Below are 24,108 nucleotides of genomic sequence, written 5' to 3'. Positions count from 1 at the left end.
CCTTCATGCCTTCGTCTCATAGCCTATCGATCAATTGAGTTCCGAGGCCACCGGCTTATGATCGGTTTAAAGGTCAGACCATTGGTTATGTGATGTCTGACGACGATCAGGAATTGCCGGGAGACGGGTATGCACGTGCTGGTATGTGAAGCGCCAGGAAAAATGACGCTTGAAGAGACCGATGCGTCTCGGTGCGGACCGGGTCAGGCGCTTTTGCGTATCCACTGCGTCGGGATCTGCGGCACCGATATTCACGCCTATGGCGGCCGACAGCCCTATTTCAGCTATCCGCGCGTGCTGGGCCATGAACTCTCCGGCGAGGTCGTGGCGACCGGCGACGATGTGGACCGCTCGCTTGTCGGGCAGCGGGCCTACGTCATCCCCTATCTGCACTGTGGTCAATGCAGTGCCTGCCTGCGTGGGCGCACCAACTGCTGCCAGAACCTTGAAGTCATCGGTGTGCATCGCGATGGCGGCATGGCGGAGTATCTGGTGGTGCCGGCCACGCATCTGGTGACCTCCCAAACGCTCTCCTTTGAACAGCTTGCACTGGTCGAGTGCCTCGCCATCGGCGCCCACGCCGTGCGTCGCAGCCAGCTTGGCGACGGTGAGCTGGTGGTGGTGGCGGGCGCCGGGCCAATTGGTATGGGGGTGGCGCAGCTGGCACAGGCTCAGGGTGCCAGGGTGATGATGCTGGATAACCACGAGGGGCGACTGGCATTTTGTCGCGACACGCTGGGTGTCGAGACCTTTGATGTGGCCGAAGGCGACAGCCTTGATGCCATCGCGTCATTCTCCGATGGAGTCATGGCGGATGTCGTGTTTGATGCCACCGGCAATCCGCAGGCCATGAACCGCGGCTTCGATTTCGCCGGCCACGGTGGGCGCTATGTGCTGGTCAGCGTGGTGCGCGCCGATATCACCTTTAACGACCCGGATTTTCACAAGCGCGAGCTGACCCTGCTGGGCAGCCGCAATGCCACGCGGGAGGATTTCGACAGGGTGACCCGCCTGATGGAGGCCGGAAAACTCTTTGAGCGCGCCATGATCACTCACCGGGCGCCATTGGAAGACATGCCGGGGATCATGGCGCAGTGGTGTGATCCGACCACCGGCGTGATCAAGGGCATGGTGCATGTTGCCGGTGGTTCAGAGACCGATCACCAAACGCCGGAGGCCGCTCATGAGTAATGTCATTGCCACCCAGCATCTTCGCCGCACGCTCAGAATTCATCGGCTGGACAACGTCAGCGTGGCGCTGGTGGATCTGCCTGCGGGGGCCGAGGTGGACGTAGGCGAGACGGTCGTGACCCTGGCCGAACCCATTGCCAGAAAGCACAAGTTTACCCATCAGGCACTGGCCACTGGCGATGTCGTGACCATGTATGGCGTGACGGTCGGGCGCGCCACTCAGATGATCGCCGCTGGCGGGCGACTGACGACCGGGAACGTGGAGCACGTGACCGATAGCGCCCGTAGCGAGGCGCGTCGCACCGACTGGCAGGCGCCTGATGTCAGTGCCTTTGAAGGACGCACCTTTGAGGGCTTTCATCGCGGTGATGGCAGCGTGGGCACGGCCAACTACTGGCTGGTGGTGCCGCTGGTGTTCTGTGAAAACCGCAATATCGAAGTGCTGCGCACCTGTATCAACGATGCGCTGGGCAATGATCCGCATCGCCATTACAAGCGCATGGCACGCGCGCTGTTAAGCGGCGAGCCCCTGGCCGGGAAGGGCGCCAACGAGGAAGGCATTGGTGAGGAGGTGATGGATACGCCCTTTCCCAATGTCGACGGGGTGCGCTTTCTGACCCACTCGATGGGCTGTGGTGGCACGCGTGAAGATGCCCGCGCGCTGTGTCAGCTGCTGGCCGGTTATATCTGTCATCCCAATGTGGCCGGTGCCACGGTGCTGAGTCTGGGTTGTCAGAACGCCGAGGCCTCCCTGCTGCAGGCGGCCATTGCGGCGCGCGACCCTGAAGGCACGCGCACCGTTCATTTTTTCGAGCAGCAGGCCCTGGGCGATGAACAGACCCTGATGCGCGAAACGCTGAGCGCCATTTTTGACGGTCTGCGTCAGGCCAACGAGATCACCCGTCAGCCCGCGCCGCTTTCAAAACTGGTGCTGGGCGTTGAATGTGGCGGCTCGGACGGGTTTTCAGGTATCTCGGCCAATCCACTGGTCGGCGGCGTGGTCGATCGGCTGGTGGCGCTGGGCGGGTCGGGCATTCTCAGTGAGTTCCCCGAGCTGTGCGGCGTGGAGCATGAGCTGGCGTCGCGCTGCACCAGCGATGCGCTCGCGGCGCGGTTTCGCGATCTGATGAGCGCCTATCAACGCCATGCCGGCGCGGTCGGTGCGGATTTTTCCATGAACCCGTCGCCGGGCAATATCCGCGATGGTTTGATCACCGATGCGATGAAATCCGCCGGCGCAGCGCGCAAGGGCGGTGATAGCCCCATCGTGGATGTGCTCGATTACACCGAACCGGTCACCCGACCGGGCCTGAGCCTTCTGTGTACGCCCGGCAACGATGTGGAATCCACCACGGCGATGGCCGGCTCCGGGGCCAACCTGATGCTCTTTACCACGGGGCTGGGCACGCCCACCGGCAACCCGGTCACCCCGGTACTCAAGATTGCCAGCAACAGCGAACTGGCCCGGCGCATGTTTGATGCCATCGATTTCGATGCCGGTCCGATTGTGGAGGGCAGCTCTTCCATCGATGCACTGGCCGATGCGCTACTCGAGCGCTGCATTGACACCGCCTCGGGGCGCTATCAGAGCTGTGCCTCACGGCTTGATCAGCAGGACTTCATCCCCTGGAAGCGCGGAGTGTCGCTATGACCCGTGACGTCCTTGAGAATGCGCATGCCGGGATTCTCCAGTTCGGCACCAGCCGCTTTCTGTTGGCGCATGTCGATGCCTTCGTGAGCGCCTCGCTGGCCGCCGGCCAGTCGCACAAGCGGGTTGTGGTGGTGCAGTCTTCCCCGCGTCCGGCCGGGCGTGAAAAGGCGCGTGCCCTGATGCACCAGAGCGTCTATCCGCTGCGTATTCGCGGTCGGCGTGACGGTCAGGACATCGATGAAACCCATCAGATCGATGCGCTGGCCGGCTGTCTGATTGCCGATGAGCAGTGGGAAACGCTGGAGGCACTTTTTGTCGAGCGCATTACGCATGTGGTTTCCAATACTGCCGACCGCGGCTATGAGGTGGCCGAGAACGACAGCCCGTGTGAGGCGCTGCCGCGCAGTTTTCCCTGTCGACTTCTGAAGCTTTTGCGGGCGCGTTTCAAGGCCGGCAGGGCAGGTGTCACGCTGATGCCGTGCGAGCTGGTCAGTGACAACGGCCAGGTATTGCGCCGGCTGATGCTGGATCTGGCCGGTGAGCATTACGCCGATGATGCCTTCACGAGCTGGCTCAAAACTCGCTGTCTGTGGGTGGACACCCTGGTGGACCGCATCGTCTCCGAGGCCATCGAACCGGTTGGTGCCGTGGCCGAGCCCTACGCGCTGTGGGCGGTGCGCCGCACGCCGGGGCTGGAAATGCCCTGCTGCCATCCGGATGTGAACCTGGTGGATGACATCGAGCCATTCGAAAAACAAAAGCTTCATATCCTCAATCTTTCCCACACCTTTCTGGTGCATCAGTGGCAGTCGCTGTCACTGACTGACGAGATCGCGTTCGTGCGTGAAGCGATTGTTGAACCTCGACTGCGTGCACCACTTGAAGCGCTGCTGGATGAGGTCGTCGTACTGCTGGCACGCGCCTTCCCGATGCTGGAACCGGCGGCGTATCGCACCACCACCCTCGAGCGTTTTGAAAACCCCTTTCTGGACCATCGGTTGGCAGATATCGCCGAAAACCACGAAGCCAAGTGCCAGCGTCGCGTTATCCCGCTGCTGGCGCTGGCCGAGCATCACGACATGAATATTCCGCTGCTGCGTGCCTGGGCTGCGGAGATTGACGGCCGCCGGTAACTGCCTGCGCCTTCACCGACAAGGAGTCAGCATCATGCGTCATTTCATTCTGGGCTGTGTTGCCGTGGCATCGCTGGGCATGAGTGCCACGTCACTGGCGGCAACGGAAATCAAGGTGGCCTACGGCAATCAGCCGGGGGAGCCGATCGATGTGGCCGTGAAACAGTGGGCCGAATGGGTCAAGGAGGAGAGCAACGGGGATCTGGTGCTGCAGCCGTTTCCGGCCAGTCAGCTGGGCTCTGAAACCGAGGTCATGGAGCAGGCACGCTTTGGCTCGGCACTGATCGGCATTAATGCCTACAGCAACTTCATGGACTCGGTGCCGGATCTGAGCGTGCTTGATGCGCCTTATCTGTCGGAAACCTTCGACGACAAGCTCAAGGTGTTTGATTCGCCATGGTTTGCCGAGCAGAACCAGAAGCTCAATGCTCAGGGCTATCACATTGTGGTCCCCAACGTGGTCTACGGTGAGCGCCAGCTGCTGTCGAAAAACGCCGTGAAAACGCCCGAAGATCTGCAGGGCGTGAAGGTACGGGTCCAGAACTCGCCCATGTATGTGGCCGCCATTCGCGCCATGGGTGGCATCCCTACCCCGATGTCGCTGGGGGATGTCTATCCGGCGCTGGCCCAGGGCATGGTCTCCGGGGTCGAGAATCCGCCGTCGGTGCTCTATGGCGGCAAGTTTTATGAAGTGGTCAAGCAGCTCAACCTGACGCGTCACATGCAGACCGTGACCCCGTTTGTGACCGGGGAGGCCTTCTGGCAACAGCTTGATGACGACCAGCGTCGCATTCTGACCGAGACGGGTAAGCGCTTTGCCGACCACGCCAGCGAACTGGTCATGGCGCAAAACGACAAGGATATCGAGCGTCTGAAAGAAGCCGGTGTTCAGGTCAATGAAGTGGATATCGCCCCTTTCCAGGAACGTGCCCGCAAGGAAATTCCCGAGGCTTTCCCGCAGTGGTCGCCGGGTCTTTATGATCGTATCAGCGAGATCATCAATGGCTGAGGCCGTGTCGGGGTTGAAAGGCACCGCGCGCGCGGTGTCCCTTGACCACACCTGTTGCATCGCACAAGTACCGGGGGCTCAGCGCTCCCGGCCGGGAGAGAGAGGATGAAGACCATCATGGCCGGGCTGGATCGTCTGATGCATCTGGATGAGGTGCTGGGCAGTCTCGCCCTCTTTGCCCTTTTCGTGATTGTACTGGCCAATGCGCTGATGCGCTACTTCCTCAACACGCCGCTGGCCTGGGCGGAAGAGGTACTGCAGCTGCTGCTGGTCTGGGCGACCTTTCTGGGCGCCAGTGCGCTGGTACGGCGCAACGAGCACGTGTTGATCGATCTTTTCGGCGAGCGACTGCCCGGGCCGCTCGAGCGCTGGCGTGAGCGGATCTTCAACGTCGTCATGATCATGATGGCCGCCGGCGTCATGCTCTATTGGGGGCTCAAGCTTCTGCCCTTTGCCGCCTTTCGCAGTACCCCCATGCTTCAGATCCCCTATTTCTGGGTGTATCTCGTCATTCCATTGAGTGCCGCCATGATGCTCTATCACGGTGCGCGTCGGCTGTTCACGCGATAGGAGAGAGACGCTTATGGCAGTCCTTGCAGCCCTTGGCGCCCTGATGGTGCTGTTTTTCATGGGCACCCCGGTGGCCTTTTCCCTGTTTCTCTCGACATTTCTGTACTTTCTGATCGGCGCCGATCAACCGCTGGTGCTACTGATTCAGCGCCTGGCCGGCGGTCTTGAGTCGGTGTCGCTGCTGGCCATCCCCTTTTTCATCATGGCCGGCGTGTTCATGAACTATTCCGGCATTACCACCCGGCTTTTGAATCTGGCCGAGCTGTGTACCCGCCGCTTTCACGGTGGGCTGGCCCAGTCCAACGTGCTGCTGAGTACCTTCATGGGCGGGCTGTCCGGTTCCAACATTGCCGATGCCGCCATGAACGCCAAGCTGCTGGTGCCGCAGATGAACGCGCGCGGTTATCCCACGCCCTTTTCAGCGGCCATTACCGCGGCGTCGTCACTGATTACCTCAACCATTCCGCCCGGCATTGCGCTGATCATCTACGGCTATGTGAATAACGTCTCGATCGGGCGGCTGTTCATGGCCGGGGTGGTGCCCGGCATCGGGATGGCACTGGCCATGATGGTCATGGTGTCGATCATGTGTCGGCGTCATGGCTATCAGCCGCCGCGACGCGAACGGGTTTCACGTCAGGAGTGGATCAGCGTGACCCGTGCCGGACTGATTGCGCTGGCGCTGCCGGTGCTGGTGATTGGCGGCATTCGCATCGGTGTCTTTACGCCAACCGAAGCCGGGGCGATGGCGGTGGCCTACGCGCTGATCGTGGGGGTGTTTGTCTATCGCGAACTGCGCCCGACCACCATCGCGCTGGCCACGCGTGAATCGCTGCTGTCAGCGGTGAACGTTTTGTTCATCATCTGTGTGGCTTAGGGGTTTGCCCGTTTTCTCACCTGGGAGCAGGTGCCGCAAACCATCACCACTTTCCTGTCGGCGGAGGTGAGCAGTGCAGTGGCCTTTTTGTTACTGGCCAATGCCATTTTGCTGGTGCTGGGCATGTTTCTGGAGGGCAATGCCATCCTGATCGTGCTGTCACCGCTGCTGGCCCCGGTCGCTGCGCAGTTTGGTATTGATCCGGTGCACTTTGGCATCATTTTCATCTTCAATGCCGCCATCGGTACCATCACGCCGCCGCTGGGCACGGTCATGTTCACCACGTGCAGCATTACCGGGGTAAAACTGCCCGACTTTATTCGGGCGATGGTGCCTTTCTGGCTGCTGCTGGTGGCCATGCTGTTGCTGGTGACGTTTATTCCGGCGCTGTCACTGGCCCTGCCGGCGATGGTGTTCTGAACACATGGTGTTGTGAACAGTGTACCCCTGCATCGCTGAACGTGATGCAGGGGCACCGCGACACCGATCAACTCGAATGATGTGACCAGTCGTACTCGAGCCAGTGCTTGAGCTGTTCGTCAAACGAGCCGCTCTCCCTGAGCTGGCGCAGCCACTGATCGACAAAAAGCTTGAGGTCCATGTCCCTTGGCAGCAGAACGGCCTTTTCGGAAAAATTGAACGGCCGGTCGGGATGGATGGCGCACAGCTCGGGATGGAGATTGGCCTGCAGGCGCGTTTCGATGGCATCGGTCATCATCAGATCCGCCTTGCCCTGCACAATCTGGTCGAAAATGGTGACGTTGTCGTCGTAGTCGACAATCGTGGCCCTGTTCAGGTGCTCGCGCGCAAACCGCTCGTTGGTGCCACCGGGATTGACGATGACCCGCACGCCGGGCTGGTCGATCTGTTCAAGGGTCTGATAGTCGTCCTGGTGCTCACACAGGGCAATGGGGGTCTTGCCATCGCGTTGATAGGGCGCCGAGAACCAGGCCGCCTTCTGGCGATCAAGATTGACCGAGATACCGCTCATGGCGATGTCAAAACGGTGGTTTTGATAGTCCTGCATCAGGGTGAGCCAGCTGGTGGGCACCAGCTCGAGCTTCACGCCCAGTGCTCGGGCCAGGTCGGCCGCCAGGTCCGGATCAAGGCCGATGAAACGATCGTCTGTGGCGCGATAGCTGAAGGGCTTGTAGTCGCCGGTGGTGCCGACCCTGAGCGTGCCGCGCTCGATGATCCGGTCCAGTGCCGAGGCTTGCGGCGCGACAGCGGCTTCGGCATGCGGGGCCAGGCAGACGCCCAGCATCAGGGCCAGCGCCGCGAGCCACAGAATGGCGGCCACCAGAGCCGAAGAAAGACGACGCGCCGGCAGAGTGCGGGCATGGGTGCGCAGCAGTCGAACCATGAGATGTTCCATCGCAGAGGAAATCCGGTCACAAATACCGGACAGGCAGTGTGTTGACGCGGGAGGGTACGCTGATTACGCGCCGATGGCGACCCTGTTTGAGCCAATGGCAAATGTCTCACTCACTGGCGTTTTCAAAAGACATGACGGGCGAGGGCGGGCGTTATTTCGCGACACTTCATGGTCTGATCGGCAACGACTACAGCCCCTCGAATTCCACCGGGCGTTTGCCTGTCGGTTTATCCACCGTCACTGATCTACAAAAGGAGAGGCTCCATGCAGGATGTTGATATCTCACAGTGTCTGCCGAAGGATCACGAGGCGGCGGCCCTAGTCGGGCGTGTCTGGCGCGGTGACGGCCCACGAATCGTCGCCCTGCGCGGCGGCGAACTTGTCGATATCACTGCCCACGTGGGCACCATGAGCGCGCTGCTGGACCGCGATGATCGACTGACGTTGGCACGCGAGGCCAGCGGAATATCGCTGGGTGCCGTCAAGCCCTGGTTGACCCAGTCGCTGGCCGACAGCGCCACCACCCCCGATGAGCACGGCAACCGGCTGCTGGCTCCCTGCGATCTGCAGGTGGTGAAGGCGTGTGGGGTGACCTTTGCCGTCAGCCTGCTGGAGCGGGTGATCGAGGAGCAGGCCGCCGGTGATGCCTCGAAGGCCGGCGATATTCGTGCCCGCCTGCGCGAGCTGATCGGTCAGGATCTCTCCCGCATCGTGCCCGGCTCCGAGGCCGCCATGGCCCTGCGCAAAGAGCTGATGGCGCGCGGTCAGTGGTCGCCCTATCTGGAAGTCGGCATCGGGGCGGATGCCGAGGTGTTCAGCAAGGCGGCGCCCATGTCCTCAATAGGCTTTGGCGCCAACGTGGGCGTCCACGCCGCCTCGAACTGGAACAACCCGGAGCCCGAGGTAGTACTGGCCATGGACGGGCAGGGGCAGCCGCGAGGCGCCACGCTGGGCAATGACGTCAATCTGCGCGATGTCGAAGGGCGCAGTGCGCTGTTGCTGGGCAAGGCCAAGGACAATAACGGTGCTTGTGCCATCGGCCCGTTCATTCGATTGTTTGATGACCGCTTCACCATGGACACGATCCGTCAGGCGCAGGTCACGATGCGCATCGAGGGCAGCGACGATGACTTCGTGCTGGAAGGGCGCAGTGATATGCGCGAGATCAGCCGTGACCCGCTGGATCTCGTCCGCCAGACCTGCGGCAGCCATCACCAGTATCCTGATGGTTTCATGCTGTTTCTGGGGACCATGTTTTCCCCCGGGGAGGACCGTGACCTTCCCGGGCAGGGCTTTACCCACCATGTGGGGGATCGGGTCAGTATTCACACCCCGGCGCTGGGCACCCTGATCAATCGGGTCGACCGCAGTGATGCCATTGCCCCCTGGCAGTTCGGCCTCGGCGCCCTGATGCGCTATCTGGCGCGTTGAGCCGAAGGGATCAGCATCAATGAAAAGCGCCCCGCTACCAGCGGGGCGCTGTCGGTGGAGCCATCACGCCACCCGGAACTCGATCTCCTCCCCGCTTTCCGAGCAGCTGCCGATCTGTACCCGAAACAGCCCCGGCTCCTGCACGCGTTCAAGCTCGGCGTTCAAAAAGCAGCGCATGTCAGGGGTAATGCAGAAGGTCACCTCACGGCGCTCTTTTGGGGACAGCCGGAGGCGCTGAAAGTCCTTGAGCTCATAAAGCGGGCGCACGACGCTGGCGTGGACATCCTGCAGGTAGAGCTGGACCACCTCGGTACCCTCGCGCTCGCCGGTGTTGGTGAGTGTGAGGCTCACCTCGAGGGTGTCATCGAGCGCAATCTCCGTGCACGCCGGCTCGAGCGACCCATACTCAAACGTGGTGTAGGACAGCCCGAAGCCGAAGGGGTAGAGCGGGGCGTTGGGGATATCCAGATACTGCGAGGCGTATTTGGGATCAACGCCCTTTGGACGGCCAGTGTTGAAGGCGTTGTAGTAGACCGGGATCTGGCCGACGCTTGCCGGGAAGCTCATCGGCAGTTTCCCGGCGGGATTCACGTCGCCAAACAGCACATCAGAAACGGCATTGCCGGCCTCGGTGCCCGGCCACCAGGCTTCCAGAATGGCCGGCGCCATGTCATCGAGTTCGGTCAGCGCCAGCGGCCGACCGTTGAACAGCACCGTGGCGACCGGCGTATCACCGGCGATTTCCAGCACCCGGCGGGCCAGTTCGAGCTGCGCGCCGGGCAGGCCGATATCGGCGCGGCTGGCGGCCTCGTCGGCATCATCCTCATCTTCGCCCAGAGCCAGCACCACGGCGTCGGCCTGACGCACCAGCTCCAGCGCCTCCTCGATACCGGATGTGTCATTTTCACCGATCTGGTTGGAAGCGCCCTCGGCGTAGAGGATCACCGCGTCCTCGCCGAGCCGGTTGGCCAGACCTTCACGCAGGGTCACGGTGTCGTCGTGATCGCCGTTACCGTGCCAGGAGCCGAGCAGGCGCGGCGTGTTGCCCAGCGGGCCGATCAGGGCGATCTTTTGATGCTGATCGGACAGCGGCAGTACGTGGCCGTCGTTTTTCAGCAGCACCATGGACTCTGCGGCCTGTTCGCGGGCGGCGCGACGGTGTTCATCGGTCAAAAGACACTGTGCCTCGCGCGCCTCATCGGCGTAGCGATACGGGTCCTCGAACAGCCCGAGCGCGGCCTTGAGCCACAGGATGCGTCGCACCGCCTCGTCAATGCGCGCTTCCTCGACCTGACCGTCGTGGACCAGCGCTTCCAGAGTGTCGATGAAGTAGCCGGACTGCATGTCCATGTCGACACCGGCGTTGACCGCCTTGCATGAGGCCTCCGAGGCGTCGGCCGCCACGCCGTGCTGCTCAAGCTCCATGATGGCGGTGTAGTCGGTCACCACCATGCCCTCAAAGCACCATTCGCGGCGCAGGATCTGATCGAGCAGCAGCGGATGGCAGGTGGCCGGCAGGGCATTGAGGGTGTTGAATGCCGTCATGACGCTGGCGCAGCCTTCACTCAGTGCGGCCAGAAAGGGCGGTAGATAGATCGAGCGCAGGCGCCACTCGGACATGTCGACGGTGTTGTATTCTCGCCCGGCCTCCACCGCGCCGTAGGCGGCGTAGTGCTTGACGCAGGCGGCCAGCGTATCGGTGGCGCCCGGGTCACTGCCCTGAATGCCGCGGACCTGGGCACGCGCGATCAGCGACGTCAGATGCGTATCTTCTCCGGCGCCTTCCATCACCCGGCCCCAGCGCGGGTCGCGGGCGATGTCCACCATGGGGGCAAACGTCCAATGCACGCCGGAGGCCGCGCCTTCCACTGCCATGATGCGAGCGGCACGCTCGATGCCCTCCATGTGCCAGCTGGCTGCCTGAGCGAGCGGGATCGGAAAGATCGTTCGAAAGCCGTGAATGATGTCGTAACCAAAGAGCAGCGGAATGCCGAGCCTTGAATGCTCGACCGCCTGTCTTTGCAGCTCGCGGGTAAACTCGACGCCAAAGGCGTTAAACACCGAGCCGACCCGGCCTGTGCGCACGTCCTCCTCGATCTCGGTATTGGCAGGGGCCCCTGTGGTGTCACGACTGCCGGCCACCTGATTCATCTGACCGATCTTCTCTTCCAGCGTCATCTGCCCTAGCAGCACCTCTACCTGCCGGCACAGTGCCTGGTAGCGTGCCGGGCGGGTGCCGAAGGGCAGCAGGGCTCTCTGGTCTGACAACATCAACGACATCCTTCCCTCCTTCAGGCCGGGCGTTCGAAGTAGTGCACGTCAAAGAGTTCTTCCTCATCACACCAGTGCGCGCGGGTTTGAAAACCCGCGTGGCCGGCGAGCTTTTCAAAGCCTTCGCGGCTGTACTTCCAGGAGTTTTCGGTATGAATGTGCTCGCCGGCCGTCAGGGTGATGGTCTGACCGTCGAGGCTGAAGGTCTGATCGCGCTGGCTGACCAAGTGCATCTCGATGCGCGAGGCGGCCTCGTTGTAAAAGGCCAGATGCTCGAAATCGTCGGGTGACACTTCGGCACCCAGTTCATCGCGCAGGCGGTGGATCAGATTGAGGTTGAACTCGCGCGTCACGCCGGCGGCGTCGTTGTAGGCCGCCTCCAGACGGTCGCGATCCTTGATCCGATCCACTCCGATCAGGAGCCCGCCGCCGGGCGGCAGCTGATCATGAACCCGCTCCAGCAGCGCCATGGCCTCCCGCGGGGTGAAATTGCCGATCGAAGAGCCGGGAAAAAACACCACCGGATGGGCGTCGCCTTCAAGCTCGGGCAGGCTGAACGGGGCGGTGAAATCGGCACACAGGGCATGAACCGACAGCCACGGATAGTCATTGGCCAGGCGCTGGGTGCTTTCCAGCAGAAAGTCACGCGAGATATCCACACCCACATAGTGGTGCGGGCGCAGGGCATCCAGCAGCAGGCGGATCTTGTGGGAGGCGCCGCTGCCCAGCTCGATCAGGTCGATATCCCGACCGACGCAGGCGGCGATGGCGTCCACCGACTGCTCGAGAATGGCCTCCTCGGTGCGGGTAGGGTAGTACTCCGGCTGCTGGCAGATCCGGTCGAACAGCTCGGAGCCGCGGTGATCATAAAAGTGCTTGGGCGAGATCCAGCGCGGCGAATCGGTCAACCCGATCGTGAGTGCCTCCAGCAGGCTCTGCTCATCAGCAGGGTCTGCCAGCTGATCGTGAAACCATACCCGGTGACGGTTGCTCGGAGAGGAAAACGCAGAAGAGAGTGCCTGTGACATGACGGCCGGTCCTTTTTTCAGGAATTCCAGAGCTCGGGGAGCCCGGATCGGGCCGCCCGCCAGCGGGCGGCCCCTGCAGGTTCAGACATTGCGTGCCAGTCGAATGCCGGAAAAGGCCCAGCGCGCCTGAGGCGGGAAGAAGTTGCGATAGCTGGCCCGGATATGGTCACGGGGCGTGGCGCAGCAGCCCCCGCGCAGCACCATCTGGCCGGACATGAACTTGCCGTTGTACTCGCCAAGGCTGCCTTCCAGCGGCGTAAAGCCCGGGTAGGGCAGAAAGGCGCTGGCGGTCCACTCCCAGACATCACCATAAAGCTGCTGCGGGCCCTGGCCCTGTGTTCTGGAGGACGCCTGTGGTTGAAGCACCTCGTCTTCAACAAAGTGGCCCTCCAGCGGTTGATCCACCGCGGCGGTTTCCCACTCGGTCTCGGTCGGCAGACGGGCGCCGGCCCAGCGCGCGTAGGCATCGGCTTCATAGAAGCTGACGTGACACACCGGCGCGCTCGGATCGACCGGCACCAGCCCGCCCAGGGTCATGGTGTGCCAGCGCCCGTCGACCTTCTCCCAATACTCGGGGGCCTGCCAGCCGGTGTTATGGATCAGATGCCAGCCATCCGACAGCCACAGCTCGGTGCGCGAGTAGCCGCCATCCTCGATGAATTTGAGGAACTCGGCGTTGGTGACCGGGCGGTCGGCCAGTTCGAACTCGGCCACATACTGGCGATGGCGCGGTGTCTCGCTGTCAAAGACAAAACCCTTGCCGTCGTGATCAAGGGCGGACTCGGTGGGATAGTCCACGCCGATCTGGCGCACGCCGGCGGCATAGCGGTGCCAGCGTGCTTCAGGCGTTGCCGGGGCCTGGTCGGCCTGTGCCAGCAGCTGCTGGCGAATGTCGTCGCGATAGACCGGATGCAGTGGATTGCAGGAGAGAATGTGCTTGATGTCCATCACCAGCAGCTCCTGATGCTGCTGCTCGTGATGCAGGCCGATCTCGAGGCGGTCGATGATCTCGTCGAGATGCTCGGGCGGCGGGGCGCTCAAAAGCCGTTCCATCTCCTGATCGACATGGGCACGAAACTGATAGACCTGCGCCACCGTGGGGCGCGAGATGGTGCCGCGCAGGTTACGCGGAAACGGCTTGCCATGGGTTTCGTAATAGGAGTTGAACAGAAAGTCATATGCCGGGTCGGGCGTTTGATAATCCTTGAGCCAGGGGGTGAGGATAAAGGCTTCAAAGAACCAGCTGACATGGGCCAGGTGCCATTTGGGCGGACTGACATCCGCCATGCTCTGGACCATGTAATCCTCGGTCTCGAGCGGGGCACACAGGGTTTCACTGGCACGGCGCACGTGCTGGAAGCGGCGCAGCCATTCGCGGATGTGGGCGCCGTCGGCATTTTCAAGCGGCGCTCGAGTCGTCTGGGTCATGACGTGTCCTCGCGATGAGATCGCATCAAGCATTGAACAGGTGGCGGCCAGGGGCTGACATTCAACACGTGGTCCGCACGTTTCTTTAGCGTAGCAATGCCTCCACGGTGCGCTCGACTCACCACCAGAAAATTTGTGACGGTGGGTAAGGCGGTGTGACGTTCCGGGCGTGCCTGACAGTGCTAGACTGCGCCTTTCTCAAGCTTTCCTGCCGGTATTTGAGCACTCATGTCCTACACCCCACGCCTGTCCGCTTTCCTTTTGTGGCTGCTGGCCTTTGGTCTGGCCGCCCTCAATCTGCGTGCCCCCATCGTGGTCATCGGCCCGGTGCTGGAACCGATCATGGGCTCCCTGAACATCGGCGCCGGCGCTGCGAGTCTTCTCACTACCGGCATGATTCTCTGCTTCGGGCTGCTCTCGCCGTTTGCGCCGACGCTGGCGGCCCGGCTCGGGCTGGATCGGGCCATTGCGCTGGCACTTGTGGCGGTGGCGCTGGGCAGTGTGCTGCGCGGTATCGAGCATTTCCCCGTCATGCTGGTCGGGACGCTGTTGGCAGGTCTTGGCATCGCCTTTGGCAACGTCTTCATGCCGAGTCTGGTCAAGCGTGATCGCGCCGACCGTCTGGGGCAGACCATGGGGCTTTATACGGTGGTGATGGGCATCGGAGCGACGCTGGCGGCGGGCACGGCGGTGCCGCTGTTGCAGGCCAGCGGCCACTGGTCGACACCGATACAACTGTGGGCCGGACTTGCCGTGGTGGCGGCGCTTTGCTGGCTGTGGCTGGCCTTTCGACGGGCAGTGGCGCCGCCGGCGGGCGGACCGGTGCGCATGACGGCGCTGTTCACAAGCCCGGTCGCCTGGACGCTGACCATATTTATGGGCATGCAGTCGCTGGGTTTTTATACCCTGCAGACCTGGATGCCGTCGGTGGCCATCAGCGCAGGCGTCTCCAGCACGATGGCCGGCAACATGGTGTCACTGCTCAACCTGATCACCATTCCGGCCAGCTACGTGATCGCCCGCATCGCGGCGCGCATGCACCATCACAGTCTGCTGGTGCTGGGCATGTGTCTGCTGATTGGTACCGGTCTTTCGGGACTGTTACTGGCACCCACGCTGGCGCCGGCGCTGTGGGCCGTGCTGCTCGGCGCCGGGCAGGGCGGCTGTTTCAGCTTTGCGCTGACGATGATTGTCCTGCGCACCCGACAGTCGCAGCACGCCGCGATGCTCTCGGGCATGTCGCAGAGCGTGGGCTATCTGCTCGCCGCCAGCGGGCCGCTGCTGTTTGGCGCGCTCCACGGTGTGACCGGCGGCTGGGGGGTGTCGATGGGGCTGCTGCTAATACTTCTGGGCGTGCAGACCGTGACCGGCGTCATGGTCGGCCGGCCACGGATGGTGACGCTGCGCGGAGAAGGCTAGCTTGCCTGTTGCGCGCCGGTGCTCTCGGCGCACTCATCAATGCTCGTGGCAATGTGTGTGATGAGCTCGTCATACAGTGCCGGGCCGGGGGCGATGCCGGCGCCCAGCGGGTCCAGCACGATCGAGGTGTTGATCGGCATGTCGCCGAAGATGCTCTCGATCATGCGCGGATTGAACTGCGGTTCGGAAAAAACGCATTGCACGCCCAGCGATTTCACCCTGTCCTGCAATTCGCGTATCCGGGCCGGCCCCGGGCTTGAGGCGTCTCCGATCGAGATGGCGCCGACGGCGTGAACGTCAAAGCGCTCCTCAAAGTACTGATAGGCGTCGTGGAAGACGATGAAGCGGGTGTCATGGTCGTCTCTTAGGCGCTGATCGGTGTTCGCAATCAGCCGATCAAGACGCTGCTGCGCGCTTTTGGCGTTTTGGCGATAGGTGTCGGCGTGCTCGGGGTCGGCCTCGGCCAGCGCCTTCGCCATGACGTCCAGCCAGACTCGGGCGTTTTGCGGGTCGAGCCAGGCATGCGGGTTCAACCCGCTGTGGCCGTGATGGTCGTTATGGCCGTGACCGTCGTCGTGGGTGTGATTGTCATCGTGATCATGGCCGCTGTCGTGGCCATGGCCGTGATCATGGCTGTGCCCATGATCATGGGCCTCGAACGTGGCACCTTCGCGGTAGTTCAGTCGGGCCGTGCCGGGGGCGTCAAGCAGCACGACGGATTCGGCATCGCCGGCCAGGGTGTTGATGGAGTTGGCCAGCCACGGTGTCAGGGCCGGCCCGACCCAGAAGACCACGTCAGCGCTATCCAGCGTCGAGGCTTCCGACGGGCGCATTGAGTAGCCATGCGGCGAAGCGCCGGGTGGCATCACCATCTCGGGCGTGCCCAGATCGCCCATGACCTGCGCGGCCAGTGAATGAATGGGGGCGATATCCACCGCCACGCGGGGCACATCGGCCAGCGCCAGCGAGGGGGCAAACAGCAGCGGCAGCAGCCAGTAGCGAGGGTGCTTCATGAGGAGCTCTCTAAACAGGGGATGAGTCGACATTTAGTGTTATGTTATAACGTGACACATTAACGGCTGGCGTATGACCTGACAAGCGCCGTCCCTTTGTTACCGCCAGGAGGACGCATGTCCCTGTTAACGCTTGAAGATATCGGTGTGGTCCGAAATGGCAACGTCATCCTCAATGATGTGAGCCTTGCGCTCGGCCAAAGTGAGATCGTGACCATCGTGGGGCCCAACGGCTCGGGGAAATCCACCCTGCTGCGCATCATCATCGGCGCGCTTGAACCTTCCCGCGGGCGGATCACACGAGGCGAGCATCTGACTATCGGCTATGTACCTCAGCGTCTGCAGATCGATCCGACTCTGCCCATGACGGTCGCTCGGTTCATGGCGCTGCCGCATCGTCGCCGTCGTGGCGAGATCGAGGCGGCGCTTTCCAGTGCCGGCGCCAATGATCTGGCCAGGCAGCAGCTCTCGGCACTTTCGGGCGGACAGCTGCAGAAGGTGCTGCTGGCTCGGGCGCTGTTGGAGCGCCCCGGACTTTTGGTGCTCGATGAAGCCAACCAGGGGCTGGATCACCGCGCCACGGCGGAGTTTTACCGTCATATTGACCGGGTGCGCACTGAGCTGGGGTGTGCGGTCCTGATGGTCAGTCACGAGCTGCATGTTGTCATGAAGGCCTCGGATCGCGTGATCTGTCTTAACGGCACCATCTGCTGTCAGGGGCGCCCTGAAAATGTGGCCACATCGCCCGCCTGGCAGTCGCTGTTTGGCATCGAAGAGCGCGATGCGGTGGCGTTTTACCGTCACAGTGAATCGGGTCATGCCGAGCCGGACAACGACGCCCGGGAAACCCCGCAGGAAAAAAGGGCCTGCCACCATGCTGGATGATTTCATGATACGGGCGGCGCTGGCCGGCACCGGTGTGGCGCTGGCGGCGGCCCCGCTGGGCTGCTTCGTGGTGTGGCGGCGTATGGCCTATTTCGGTGATGCCACCGCTCATGCCGCGATGCTGGGTGTGGCGCTGTCGCTGGTGCTGTCGGTATCGCTGCTGGCAAGCGTTCTGGTGGTGGCGCTGATCATGGCGCTGGTGGTGTCGCTGCTCAGCGACCGCGGCTACACCATGGATACGCTGCTGGGGGTGATGGCGCATGCCGCACTCGCCTTCGGGCTGGTAGCAGTATCGCTGGTGCAGGTGGCCCGGCTGGATCTGATGAGTTACCTGATCGGCGACATTCTTGCCGTCGGCCGCCAGGACTTGATCCTGATCTGGGGCGGGGCGCTGCTGGTGGTGCTGATTGTCGCCCTGCGCTGGTCGGGCCTGCTGATATCGACGCTCAATCCTGATCTTGCCCGCGCCAGCGGCGTCGACCCGCGTCGCGAGCAGCTGTTGCTGACCCTGTCACTGGCCGTGGTAGTGGCCGTGGCGCTCAAGGTGGTCGGCGTGCTGTTGATCGCGGCCTTTTTGATCATTCCGGCTGCCGCCGCGCGCCCCTTCAGTCGCACACCGGAAGGCATGGCGGTGCTGGCCGCGGCGGTGGCCATCGTCTCCGCCAATGGCGGGTTGGCCATCGCCTGGCATTTCGATACGCCGGCCGGCCCGTCCATGGTCAGCCTGGCCGCCATCTGTTTTGTGCTCATGACGCTGGCGGGGCTGGTGCATCGCCGCCTCGGTGAGCGCCACACTCGCCCTGCCTGGCCGGAGAGACTTATGCCCCCGTTGAGTACTGTTGAAACGTCTGGGCCGGCCATGACGATGGCCCGCGAGCTTGCCACCATTTTTGACGCCGACCGGGATATCGCGATCGCCCCGCGCACGTTGCCCGCCGATCTGGAAGCCAGCGTGCTGGCGCAGTGTCAGGGCGTGCGCGGCTGGAGCCTTTCGCTGGAGGGCCCACCGGACAATGCGTTTGAACACGAGCTGCGCACACGGCTGCCGGTGCCTGCCGCCGCCGAGGCCCTCGTCGAGGATGTCATGACGCTGGCCCGGCTGATGGCTTCGATGCTGGAAGTGACCGAACTGCGGGTACGACTGCGGCGGCTGGAAGACACCATGTGCCCGCGCTTTCACTGCGACAACGTCACCGTGCGGCTGGTGACCAGCTGGCTGGGGCCGGGCAGCGAGTGGCTGCCTGAGCAGGCGCTGGATCGACGCGGACTGGGGGCGCCGTCACCGCACAAGCCCGAGATCGTGATGGATTCAAGTGCCGTTGAGCGTCTGGGCACCGGCGATGTGGCCCTGATCAAGGGCAGTGGCTGGCGCGGAAACGGTCGTGGCGGCCTGGTGCATCGAAGCCCGGCACTTGATTCCGGTCAGCGCCGCCTCATGATGAGCATCGATCCGCTCTGAGGGCGTGTGACACACGACCAAAGACCAGGCGCTATTGGTGGCGTAATTGATCACGATCAAGTTGAGCCGGTCCGCGTTGCGCCATGCTGATCGCCTCCGATGGTGCCTCCCGGCGCCGTCGATGCCACTGGAGGATGCGCCATGTTCACCTCACTGCTCGTACCCGTGGATGGTTCGGTCCATGCCCTGAAGGCACTCAGCATTGCGGCACAGCTGGCGTCCCCCGACGCTACCCTGCACCTTTTGCATGTGCGTGAACTGCTGCCGCATCTGCACTACGGCAGTCTGCTCAGTATTCAGGAGGCCATTCAGGCCTCCCCACCCGACACCGCCGAAAAAGAAATCAGGGAGATCCTCGATAAAGCGCAGGCGCATCTTCGCAGCCGCTTTACCGGCCGGATCGAAACCCACGGTCGTCATGGCGATGCGGCACGGATCATCGCTTATGAGGCCGAGTCGCTCGAGGTCGAGGTCATTGTCATCGGCAGCCGCGGCCTGAGCGACTGGAGCGGCATGCTCATGGGCAGCGTCTCCCACAAGGTCAGCCATATCGCCACCTGCATGGTCATCAGCGTGCATGATGACGAGGATGCCCCCATACCGGGCGGGGCCGTCGACAATAACCCTTACGCAGGGCTTTGACCGCAGGGCTTTGACAGCGTCGAAGAACGCCGGCTCAGTCGCGAGGTGCGCGCACCTCGCGAAGGACCATGCCGCTCTGGGGCAGGGCCGGCACCTCGCTTAAATCGATCTCGAGATTCTGCTCGGGCACCTGCCAGTGCATGCGGCCCAGCTGCCTGACCGTGTCCTCCATCAGGCGAAGGGTAATCCACTCACCGGGACAGCGATGATTGACGTGATGATCACCGCCGCCCTGCGGGATCAGCTGGAAGGCATCCACCTCACGCTGTAGAAAGCGCTCGGGATTGAAGGTCTCGGGCGCCTCCCAGCCACCGGGATCATGATTGGTACCGTAAAGATCCAGCAGCAGGCGCGTGCCGGCAGAGAGTGAGTAGCCCTGCCACTCGATATCGTGACGCAGCCGGGCGGCCGCCACCGGAAAGAAGGGATAATAGCGGCGCACTTCCTGTACGAAGCGGTGAACGGCCTCATCATCGTTGATATCCGGCCGGGTGGCCGGCCAGCAATGCAGAGCGTGGGCGATGAAGACCATGTAGCGCGATATGGCCAGCGTCGGGCGCAGCACGTTGAGAATTTCAACAGAAACCGTGTGAATCGGCAGCAGTTCCCCCTGCTCATCGCGGTGCAGTGAAAAGCGGATCAACGCGCTTTGGGTCTCACTGTCCTCGTAATCGTCGGGGGCGCGGCGAATCTTCTCCACCAGCTTCCCGATCCAGTTTTCGGCGTCATGGCGACTGCGGCGCGCCTGCCAGTGGCGCGGCCCGACAGTGCCGGCGCCGTCGATCATCGCGGCCAGCTGATGGGTGCGTCGCTCGACGTCTTCCTCCGGCAGCGGCACGCCGGCCCAGGCGCATACGGCACGACAGAGAATGAACTGACACTCCTTGAACAGCAGGACCTCCTCCATCGCTTCCCACTGTGGCAGCGCGCGCTGCCACTCGGTATTGACCCGCTCGGCCAGTTGATCGATACCCTGCGGTGACATCAGATCCATGAACATCGCCTTGCGGTGACGATGCGCACTGTCATCGAGCCCCTGAACGCCGCCCACGCCAAAGAGCGTCTTCTGCAGACGAACCGGCGCGGCGCCTTCACGTCGGCAGTTCTCGGTGTTGTAGAAAAGCCGGGCCGCCTCGGCACCGCGCAGACACAGCGTGTTTTCAAACAGGATGCGGGCCTTGAAGAGGGGGCTTTGGTGGGTCTGGCAATGATTACCGATGTAGAGATAACCCTCGCTCATCAGATCCAGCGTGCTGTCCAGACGGTGTTCGGCAGGAATGTCGGTCATGGCATGCCCCTGTGGCAACAGGTAGGGAATCAGCAGGGCGGCATCCGGGCAGCCACCCGCAGATGGCCCCGTCTGCCTTTCAGCCCCGTTTGTCTTTAAGCATAGAAAGGCTGCCTGAAAAGCGCGCCAACATGGGCCGATTTCTGCCCATGTCATGGCACAAAGGCCTGCCTCCGGCCCCTGATCCCGGCCATCAGGCAGGGCGCGACAGGCCCAGTGCTTTTAGACAGCTTGCCAGCGATCGCTCGCTGCGGTGCTCATACAGGGCGAACTCGTCCTCGACCGCCACGCCGAGTGCCGCTTCAAAATCGGCGCGGCTGTCGGTGGTGGCGTAGTGCTGTGGACCATTATCGCCCAGGTTGGAGCGAAAGATGCCCGCAGCGCTGACCGGCAGAAAATCCTCGTAGGTGATGGGCCGCGCCCGAATCACGCCCTGTGTGATCAGGGCCTCGACCAGCGCGTCCCGATCACGCGGCAGTGCCTCCACGTCGGTCACGCTCGCGCCCTCGTTTGGCTGATAATCAAACCAGGCCAGCCCTTCACGGCGCAGGGTCGCCTCGTCATCGGGGAAGTCCTGAAAGGCCTCCCTTAGCGCGCGCTGCTGATCTTCCCCTTCCAGACCGTGGGTCACCTCACGCGAGGCGGCCAGCAGCTGGTCATACAGCTTGCGTCCGCGCCGGGTGAGCGCGGCGCCGCGCTGTTCGATCTCGCCAAAGCGTGCCGTATGGGTGCCGCTTTTTTCGCCACTTTCTCCACCTTCATCGGCAGGAAAGAGAATCGGCTCCTCCAGCGCCTTGAAGCTGGTCTGGCGCAAAAGAATCGGACAGTGGCGCCGCGGCGGGCCTTCGATGGTGGCCTTCGGCGTAATGCCCCATTCCGGCATGGCCTGCTGGGTGGCATCAATGTCCAGCGTGCGCGGGGTGAGATGGTTGATATGCGGCCCGCGAAAGCACACCACATCGGCGATCAGCCGGTGCGCCTGGTGAAAGGCGTGGTAGGTCTCGGCATCCACCGTGGCGTAGCTGTGCCAGCGAAAGGTCTCCAGCGCCTCGATGACAAAGGCGGTGGCATCCTCATCATTCAGCCCGCCCTCCCTGTCAAACCGGTCCAGCAGCGTCATCAATCGATCGGTGAAGATCTGCCGGCGCTCGAGAATGTTTGCGGCCCGGGCGCGCAGGTCTTCGTCCTCGATCAGCTCCAGGCGCAGCAGCGAGGTGAATACCCGAAACGGATTGCGGGCCAGTGCCTCGTCATCCACCGGGCGAAAGGCGGTGGCGTGGACCGGCATACCGGCAGGCGCCAGATCGTAATAGCCCACCGGCGACATGCCCATGACTGCAAACACGCGTCGCATGGTGTGAAGCTCGTTTGGGGTGCCCAGGCGAATCGCGCCGTGACGCTCGATCTCGATGCGTGCCATCTCGCTGCCGCCCCGATTGGTCAGGGCATCCTCACCTCGGGTGTTGTGATAAAGCGTCTGCGCGTTGATATCAGCGACCAGCTTCAACAGCGTGCCGTACTGGGGCACCTCGGTGCGATACATGTCGGACATGGCGTGGGAAAAACGGGTGCGAATATCATCAGGACGGACGTGCCGGGCCATGAGGGTGCTCCGTGACGGCAATGAACATGTCCCGATTTAACGCCCGTCGATGGTCGGGGTTCAAGCGCCGTGATGGCACGCTGAACGTCCTTTAGTGCACAAGGGCACTGATATGCTCAATCAGCCGGCCGTGATAAAGCACGCTGCCTGCCACGGCCAGCCCCACCAGTGCGATAATCAGCGCCGTGGCGCGCATGACCCAGGTGGCCGAGGCCGTCACCGGGGCAGCACTTGTCGTGGCACTGGTCGTCATGCGCAGACGCCACCCCGCCCAGCCATACATGGCGCCGGTCGCGATCAGCAACGCCATGCCGGCCCAGGCAAGTCCGGGTTCGTGATGGACAATCCCCCCGCGCAGCAGCAGCGCCGAGAGCAACAGCGCTACAAAGGCGGTGCGTGACCAGGCAAGTGCAGTACGCTCGGGTTGAAGGCCCGGGTCACGGACAGGTTCGGTCATGCGGCTAGCCCCATACCAGCAGCAGGCCCAGCACAATAGCCACGGCCGTGACAAACAGCGCCAGAATCAGTAATAGCCGCGTATAGGGCAGGGCGGCGTCGCTTCGCATGGCGCGTTCGTTACCGGCCCAGCGGCGATAGGCCGCAAGCGACAGCAGGGCCGCGGCCAAAGAGAGCAGCACCGCCATTGCCTCGCGCGCCCAGGGCGTGGCGATATCCGGAGCGAACTGATAGATGCCCACCGCGCCGGCCATGAACGCCAGTGCGGTGCGAATCCATGCCAGGAAGGTGCGTTCATTGGCCAGCGAAAAGCGATAGTCCGGATGGCGGCCGAGGCGCTGCCAGCGTGGTCGGAAGGCGCGTCGGCGACTATGGTCTGGAGACGGTGTGGTCATGTTCGGGGCTTTGTGATCATGAGACATGGAAACCGTGCGCTGACACGGACGGTCACTGGAAAGGCGGCTGCCGGGCAGACACCCACCGCGCAATGAGTATTCATGGTAGCAGGAGACAGGCATGACCCTGGTGACAAGAAGCTGCGCCCTTGGGGCGCTGGTACTGCTGGGCGGCTATCTCTTTGGCGCCGTGCTGCAAAATGATCCGGCCTTCATGCACTGGCCGCTGCCGGTACGGCTGACGGTGATCGTGTTTGCACTCGCCGTCGTGGTGGTATGGCTGCTGGTGCATCTGTTCATTCGCGATCAGGACTGAGAGGAATAGCCCACCATGATGATCAGCGCCCCGGCCAGCGCCAGGCCCCCGCCCAGATAGTCGGTCAGCTGCAGCGGCTGACCATCCACCACACGCAGCCACCCCAGCGCCGTGATGAGGTAAACGCCGGCGTAGGCCGCATAGATGCGCCCGCTGGCGGCTGGATGCAGGGTCAAAAGCCACGCAAACAGCGCCAGTGACGCCGCCGCCGGCACCAGCCACCAGGCACTTTTCGCCAGCACCCACCAGCGATAGACCAGATAGCAGCCGACGATCTCGGCCAGCGCCGTCACGATAAAAAGCAGGGTGGTCATAACAGGGGCCATGGCGGGCTCAGCGTGATGAAAAAGGAGTCGCTACTCTGCCACAGGGACTGGGCAGGGCAAAAAGGGATAGCTAGAATAATTCTCGGGTTCGCCGGTATAGCTCAGCTGGCAGAGCAACGCATTCGTAATGCGTAGGTCGGTGGTTCGAGTCCACTTACCGGCACCCGCAGAATCTTAAAGGCCCGGCGCATAAGCGCCGGGCTTTTTTGTGGGCAAAAATGAGCGCCTCAAAGTACCAAAACGTCTTCATTCGACGTTAGGCGTACTGGTTTCAAAAGCCATCGTAACTTCGTGTAAGCGTTGATGTTGTTATCTGCTAATCAATGGCCCCGGTGCACGTCT

21 protein-coding genes, 1 tRNA gene and 1 pseudogene are annotated in these 24,108 nt (G+C 62.7%); 13 read left to right on the top strand and 10 right to left on the bottom strand.

Annotated features, from left to right (window positions below; genetic code table 11):
• Window positions 1-129: 129 nt before the first annotated feature.
• The 6 genes and pseudogenes from Q0931_RS12015 (at window position 130) to Q0931_RS11990 (ending at window position 6,851) form a co-directional block, all read left to right on the top strand.
• Window positions 130-1,191: a zinc-binding alcohol dehydrogenase family protein gene (locus Q0931_RS12015; RefSeq protein ID WP_299260604.1), complete on the top strand. Its 1,062-nt coding sequence runs from the start codon at window positions 130-132 to the stop codon at window positions 1,189-1,191.
• Window positions 1,184-2,842, top strand: coding sequence for a UxaA family hydrolase (locus Q0931_RS12010; protein ID WP_299260602.1), 1,659 nt, complete (start codon window positions 1,184-1,186; stop codon window positions 2,840-2,842). The genes Q0931_RS12015 and Q0931_RS12010 overlap by 8 nt, the downstream gene beginning before the upstream one ends.
• Window positions 2,839-3,975: a mannitol dehydrogenase gene (locus Q0931_RS12005; protein WP_299260600.1), complete on the top strand. Its 1,137-nt coding sequence runs from the start codon at window positions 2,839-2,841 to the stop codon at window positions 3,973-3,975. Before Q0931_RS12010 ends, Q0931_RS12005 begins: the two co-directional genes overlap by 4 nt.
• 34 nt (window positions 3,976-4,009) lie before the next feature.
• The gene (locus Q0931_RS12000) at window positions 4,010-4,984 is read left to right on the top strand and encodes a C4-dicarboxylate TRAP transporter substrate-binding protein (protein ID WP_299260598.1); all 975 of its coding nucleotides are present in this window, start codon (window positions 4,010-4,012) and stop codon (window positions 4,982-4,984) included.
• Between the two features lie 105 nt (window positions 4,985-5,089).
• A complete protein-coding gene (locus Q0931_RS11995) occupies window positions 5,090-5,554 on the top strand; it encodes a TRAP transporter small permease (protein WP_299260596.1) in 465 nt (154 codons plus the stop codon).
• Window positions 5,555-5,567: 13 nt separating this feature from the next.
• Window positions 5,568-6,851, top strand: a pseudogene (locus Q0931_RS11990) (TRAP transporter large permease).
• A gap of 67 nt (window positions 6,852-6,918) precedes the next feature.
• Here the strand turns inward: Q0931_RS11990 and Q0931_RS11985 are convergent.
• Window positions 6,919-7,794, bottom strand: a complete 876-nt coding sequence (locus tag Q0931_RS11985; protein WP_299260594.1) for a transporter substrate-binding domain-containing protein — start codon at window positions 7,792-7,794, stop codon at window positions 6,919-6,921.
• A 276-nt stretch (window positions 7,795-8,070) separates the two neighbouring features.
• Here Q0931_RS11985 and Q0931_RS11980 point away from each other — a divergent pair, with 276 nt between their 5' ends.
• Window positions 8,071-9,237: a fumarylacetoacetate hydrolase family protein gene (locus tag Q0931_RS11980; protein ID WP_299260592.1), complete on the top strand. Its 1,167-nt coding sequence runs from the start codon at window positions 8,071-8,073 to the stop codon at window positions 9,235-9,237.
• Window positions 9,238-9,300: 63 nt separating this feature from the next.
• Here Q0931_RS11980 and bglX read toward each other — a convergent pair whose 3' ends face one another.
• From bglX to egtB, 3 genes are all read right to left on the bottom strand, one after another.
• Entirely contained in the window at window positions 9,301-11,517 is a 2,217-nt protein-coding gene (gene bglX / locus Q0931_RS11975) for a beta-glucosidase BglX (RefSeq protein WP_299260591.1), read from the bottom strand.
• Between the two features lie 11 nt (window positions 11,518-11,528).
• The gene (gene egtD / locus Q0931_RS11970) at window positions 11,529-12,536 is read right to left on the bottom strand and encodes an L-histidine N(alpha)-methyltransferase (RefSeq protein ID WP_299260589.1); all 1,008 of its coding nucleotides are present in this window, start codon (window positions 12,534-12,536) and stop codon (window positions 11,529-11,531) included.
• A gap of 81 nt (window positions 12,537-12,617) precedes the next feature.
• A complete protein-coding gene (gene egtB / locus Q0931_RS11965; RefSeq protein WP_299260587.1) occupies window positions 12,618-13,964 on the bottom strand; it encodes an ergothioneine biosynthesis protein EgtB in 1,347 nt (448 codons plus the stop codon).
• A 228-nt stretch (window positions 13,965-14,192) separates the two neighbouring features.
• Here egtB and Q0931_RS11960 point away from each other — a divergent pair, with 228 nt between their 5' ends.
• A complete protein-coding gene (locus tag Q0931_RS11960; RefSeq protein ID WP_299260585.1) occupies window positions 14,193-15,383 on the top strand; it encodes an MFS transporter in 1,191 nt (396 codons plus the stop codon).
• Here Q0931_RS11960 and Q0931_RS11955 read toward each other — a convergent pair.
• Window positions 15,380-16,396, bottom strand: coding sequence for a zinc ABC transporter substrate-binding protein (locus Q0931_RS11955; RefSeq protein ID WP_299260583.1), 1,017 nt, complete (start codon window positions 16,394-16,396; stop codon window positions 15,380-15,382). The genes Q0931_RS11960 and Q0931_RS11955 overlap by 4 nt on opposite strands.
• A gap of 117 nt (window positions 16,397-16,513) precedes the next feature.
• On the opposite strand from Q0931_RS11955, the gene Q0931_RS11950 reads away from it, so the two are divergent.
• The 3 genes from Q0931_RS11950 to Q0931_RS11935 all read left to right on the top strand — a co-directional run bounded on the left by Q0931_RS11950 (window position 16,514) and on the right by Q0931_RS11935 (window position 19,382).
• A complete protein-coding gene (locus tag Q0931_RS11950) occupies window positions 16,514-17,281 on the top strand; it encodes a metal ABC transporter ATP-binding protein (protein WP_299260581.1) in 768 nt (255 codons plus the stop codon).
• Entirely contained in the window at window positions 17,271-18,740 is a 1,470-nt protein-coding gene (locus Q0931_RS16760) for a DUF1826 domain-containing protein (protein ID WP_366941612.1), read from the top strand. The genes Q0931_RS11950 and Q0931_RS16760 overlap by 11 nt, the downstream gene beginning before the upstream one ends.
• A 141-nt stretch (window positions 18,741-18,881) precedes the next feature.
• A complete protein-coding gene (locus Q0931_RS11935; RefSeq protein ID WP_299260579.1) occupies window positions 18,882-19,382 on the top strand; it encodes a universal stress protein in 501 nt (166 codons plus the stop codon).
• A gap of 34 nt (window positions 19,383-19,416) precedes the next feature.
• Here the strand turns inward: Q0931_RS11935 and Q0931_RS11930 are convergent, their stop codons facing one another.
• The 4 genes from Q0931_RS11930 to Q0931_RS11915 form a co-directional block, all read right to left on the bottom strand.
• A complete protein-coding gene (locus Q0931_RS11930; RefSeq protein WP_299260577.1) occupies window positions 19,417-20,670 on the bottom strand; it encodes a cytochrome P450 in 1,254 nt (417 codons plus the stop codon).
• 193 nt (window positions 20,671-20,863) lie between these two features.
• A complete protein-coding gene (locus Q0931_RS11925; protein ID WP_299260575.1) occupies window positions 20,864-22,273 on the bottom strand; it encodes a DUF1338 family protein in 1,410 nt (469 codons plus the stop codon).
• 91 nt (window positions 22,274-22,364) lie between these two features.
• Entirely contained in the window at window positions 22,365-22,730 is a 366-nt protein-coding gene (locus Q0931_RS11920; protein ID WP_299260573.1) for a DUF202 domain-containing protein, read from the bottom strand.
• A 4-nt stretch (window positions 22,731-22,734) separates the two neighbouring features.
• Window positions 22,735-23,124 (bottom strand): DUF202 domain-containing protein, encoded by a 390-nt coding sequence (locus Q0931_RS11915; protein ID WP_299260571.1) that lies wholly within the window; start codon window positions 23,122-23,124, stop codon window positions 22,735-22,737.
• A 121-nt stretch (window positions 23,125-23,245) separates the two neighbouring features.
• On the opposite strand from Q0931_RS11915, the gene Q0931_RS11910 reads away from it, so the two are divergent.
• The gene (locus Q0931_RS11910; RefSeq protein ID WP_299260569.1) at window positions 23,246-23,440 is read left to right on the top strand and encodes a hypothetical protein; all 195 of its coding nucleotides are present in this window, start codon (window positions 23,246-23,248) and stop codon (window positions 23,438-23,440) included.
• Here the strand turns inward: Q0931_RS11910 and Q0931_RS11905 are convergent.
• Window positions 23,431-23,766: a YnfA family protein gene (locus Q0931_RS11905; protein WP_299260567.1), complete on the bottom strand. Its 336-nt coding sequence runs from the start codon at window positions 23,764-23,766 to the stop codon at window positions 23,431-23,433. The genes Q0931_RS11910 and Q0931_RS11905 overlap by 10 nt on opposite strands.
• Before the next feature lie 90 nt (window positions 23,767-23,856).
• Between Q0931_RS11905 and Q0931_RS11900 the strand changes: the two genes are divergently transcribed.
• Window positions 23,857-23,929: transfer RNA gene (locus tag Q0931_RS11900), tRNA-Thr, on the top strand.
• The last annotated feature ends 179 nt before the right edge of the window (window positions 23,930-24,108 follow it).

It is taken from the genome of uncultured Kushneria sp., from assembly GCF_947497025.1.
Taxonomy (GTDB): Bacteria; Pseudomonadota; Gammaproteobacteria; order Pseudomonadales; family Halomonadaceae; genus Kushneria.
Note: the sequence above shows the minus strand (reverse complement) of the source record. Positions and strands in the feature narration are given on the sequence as shown.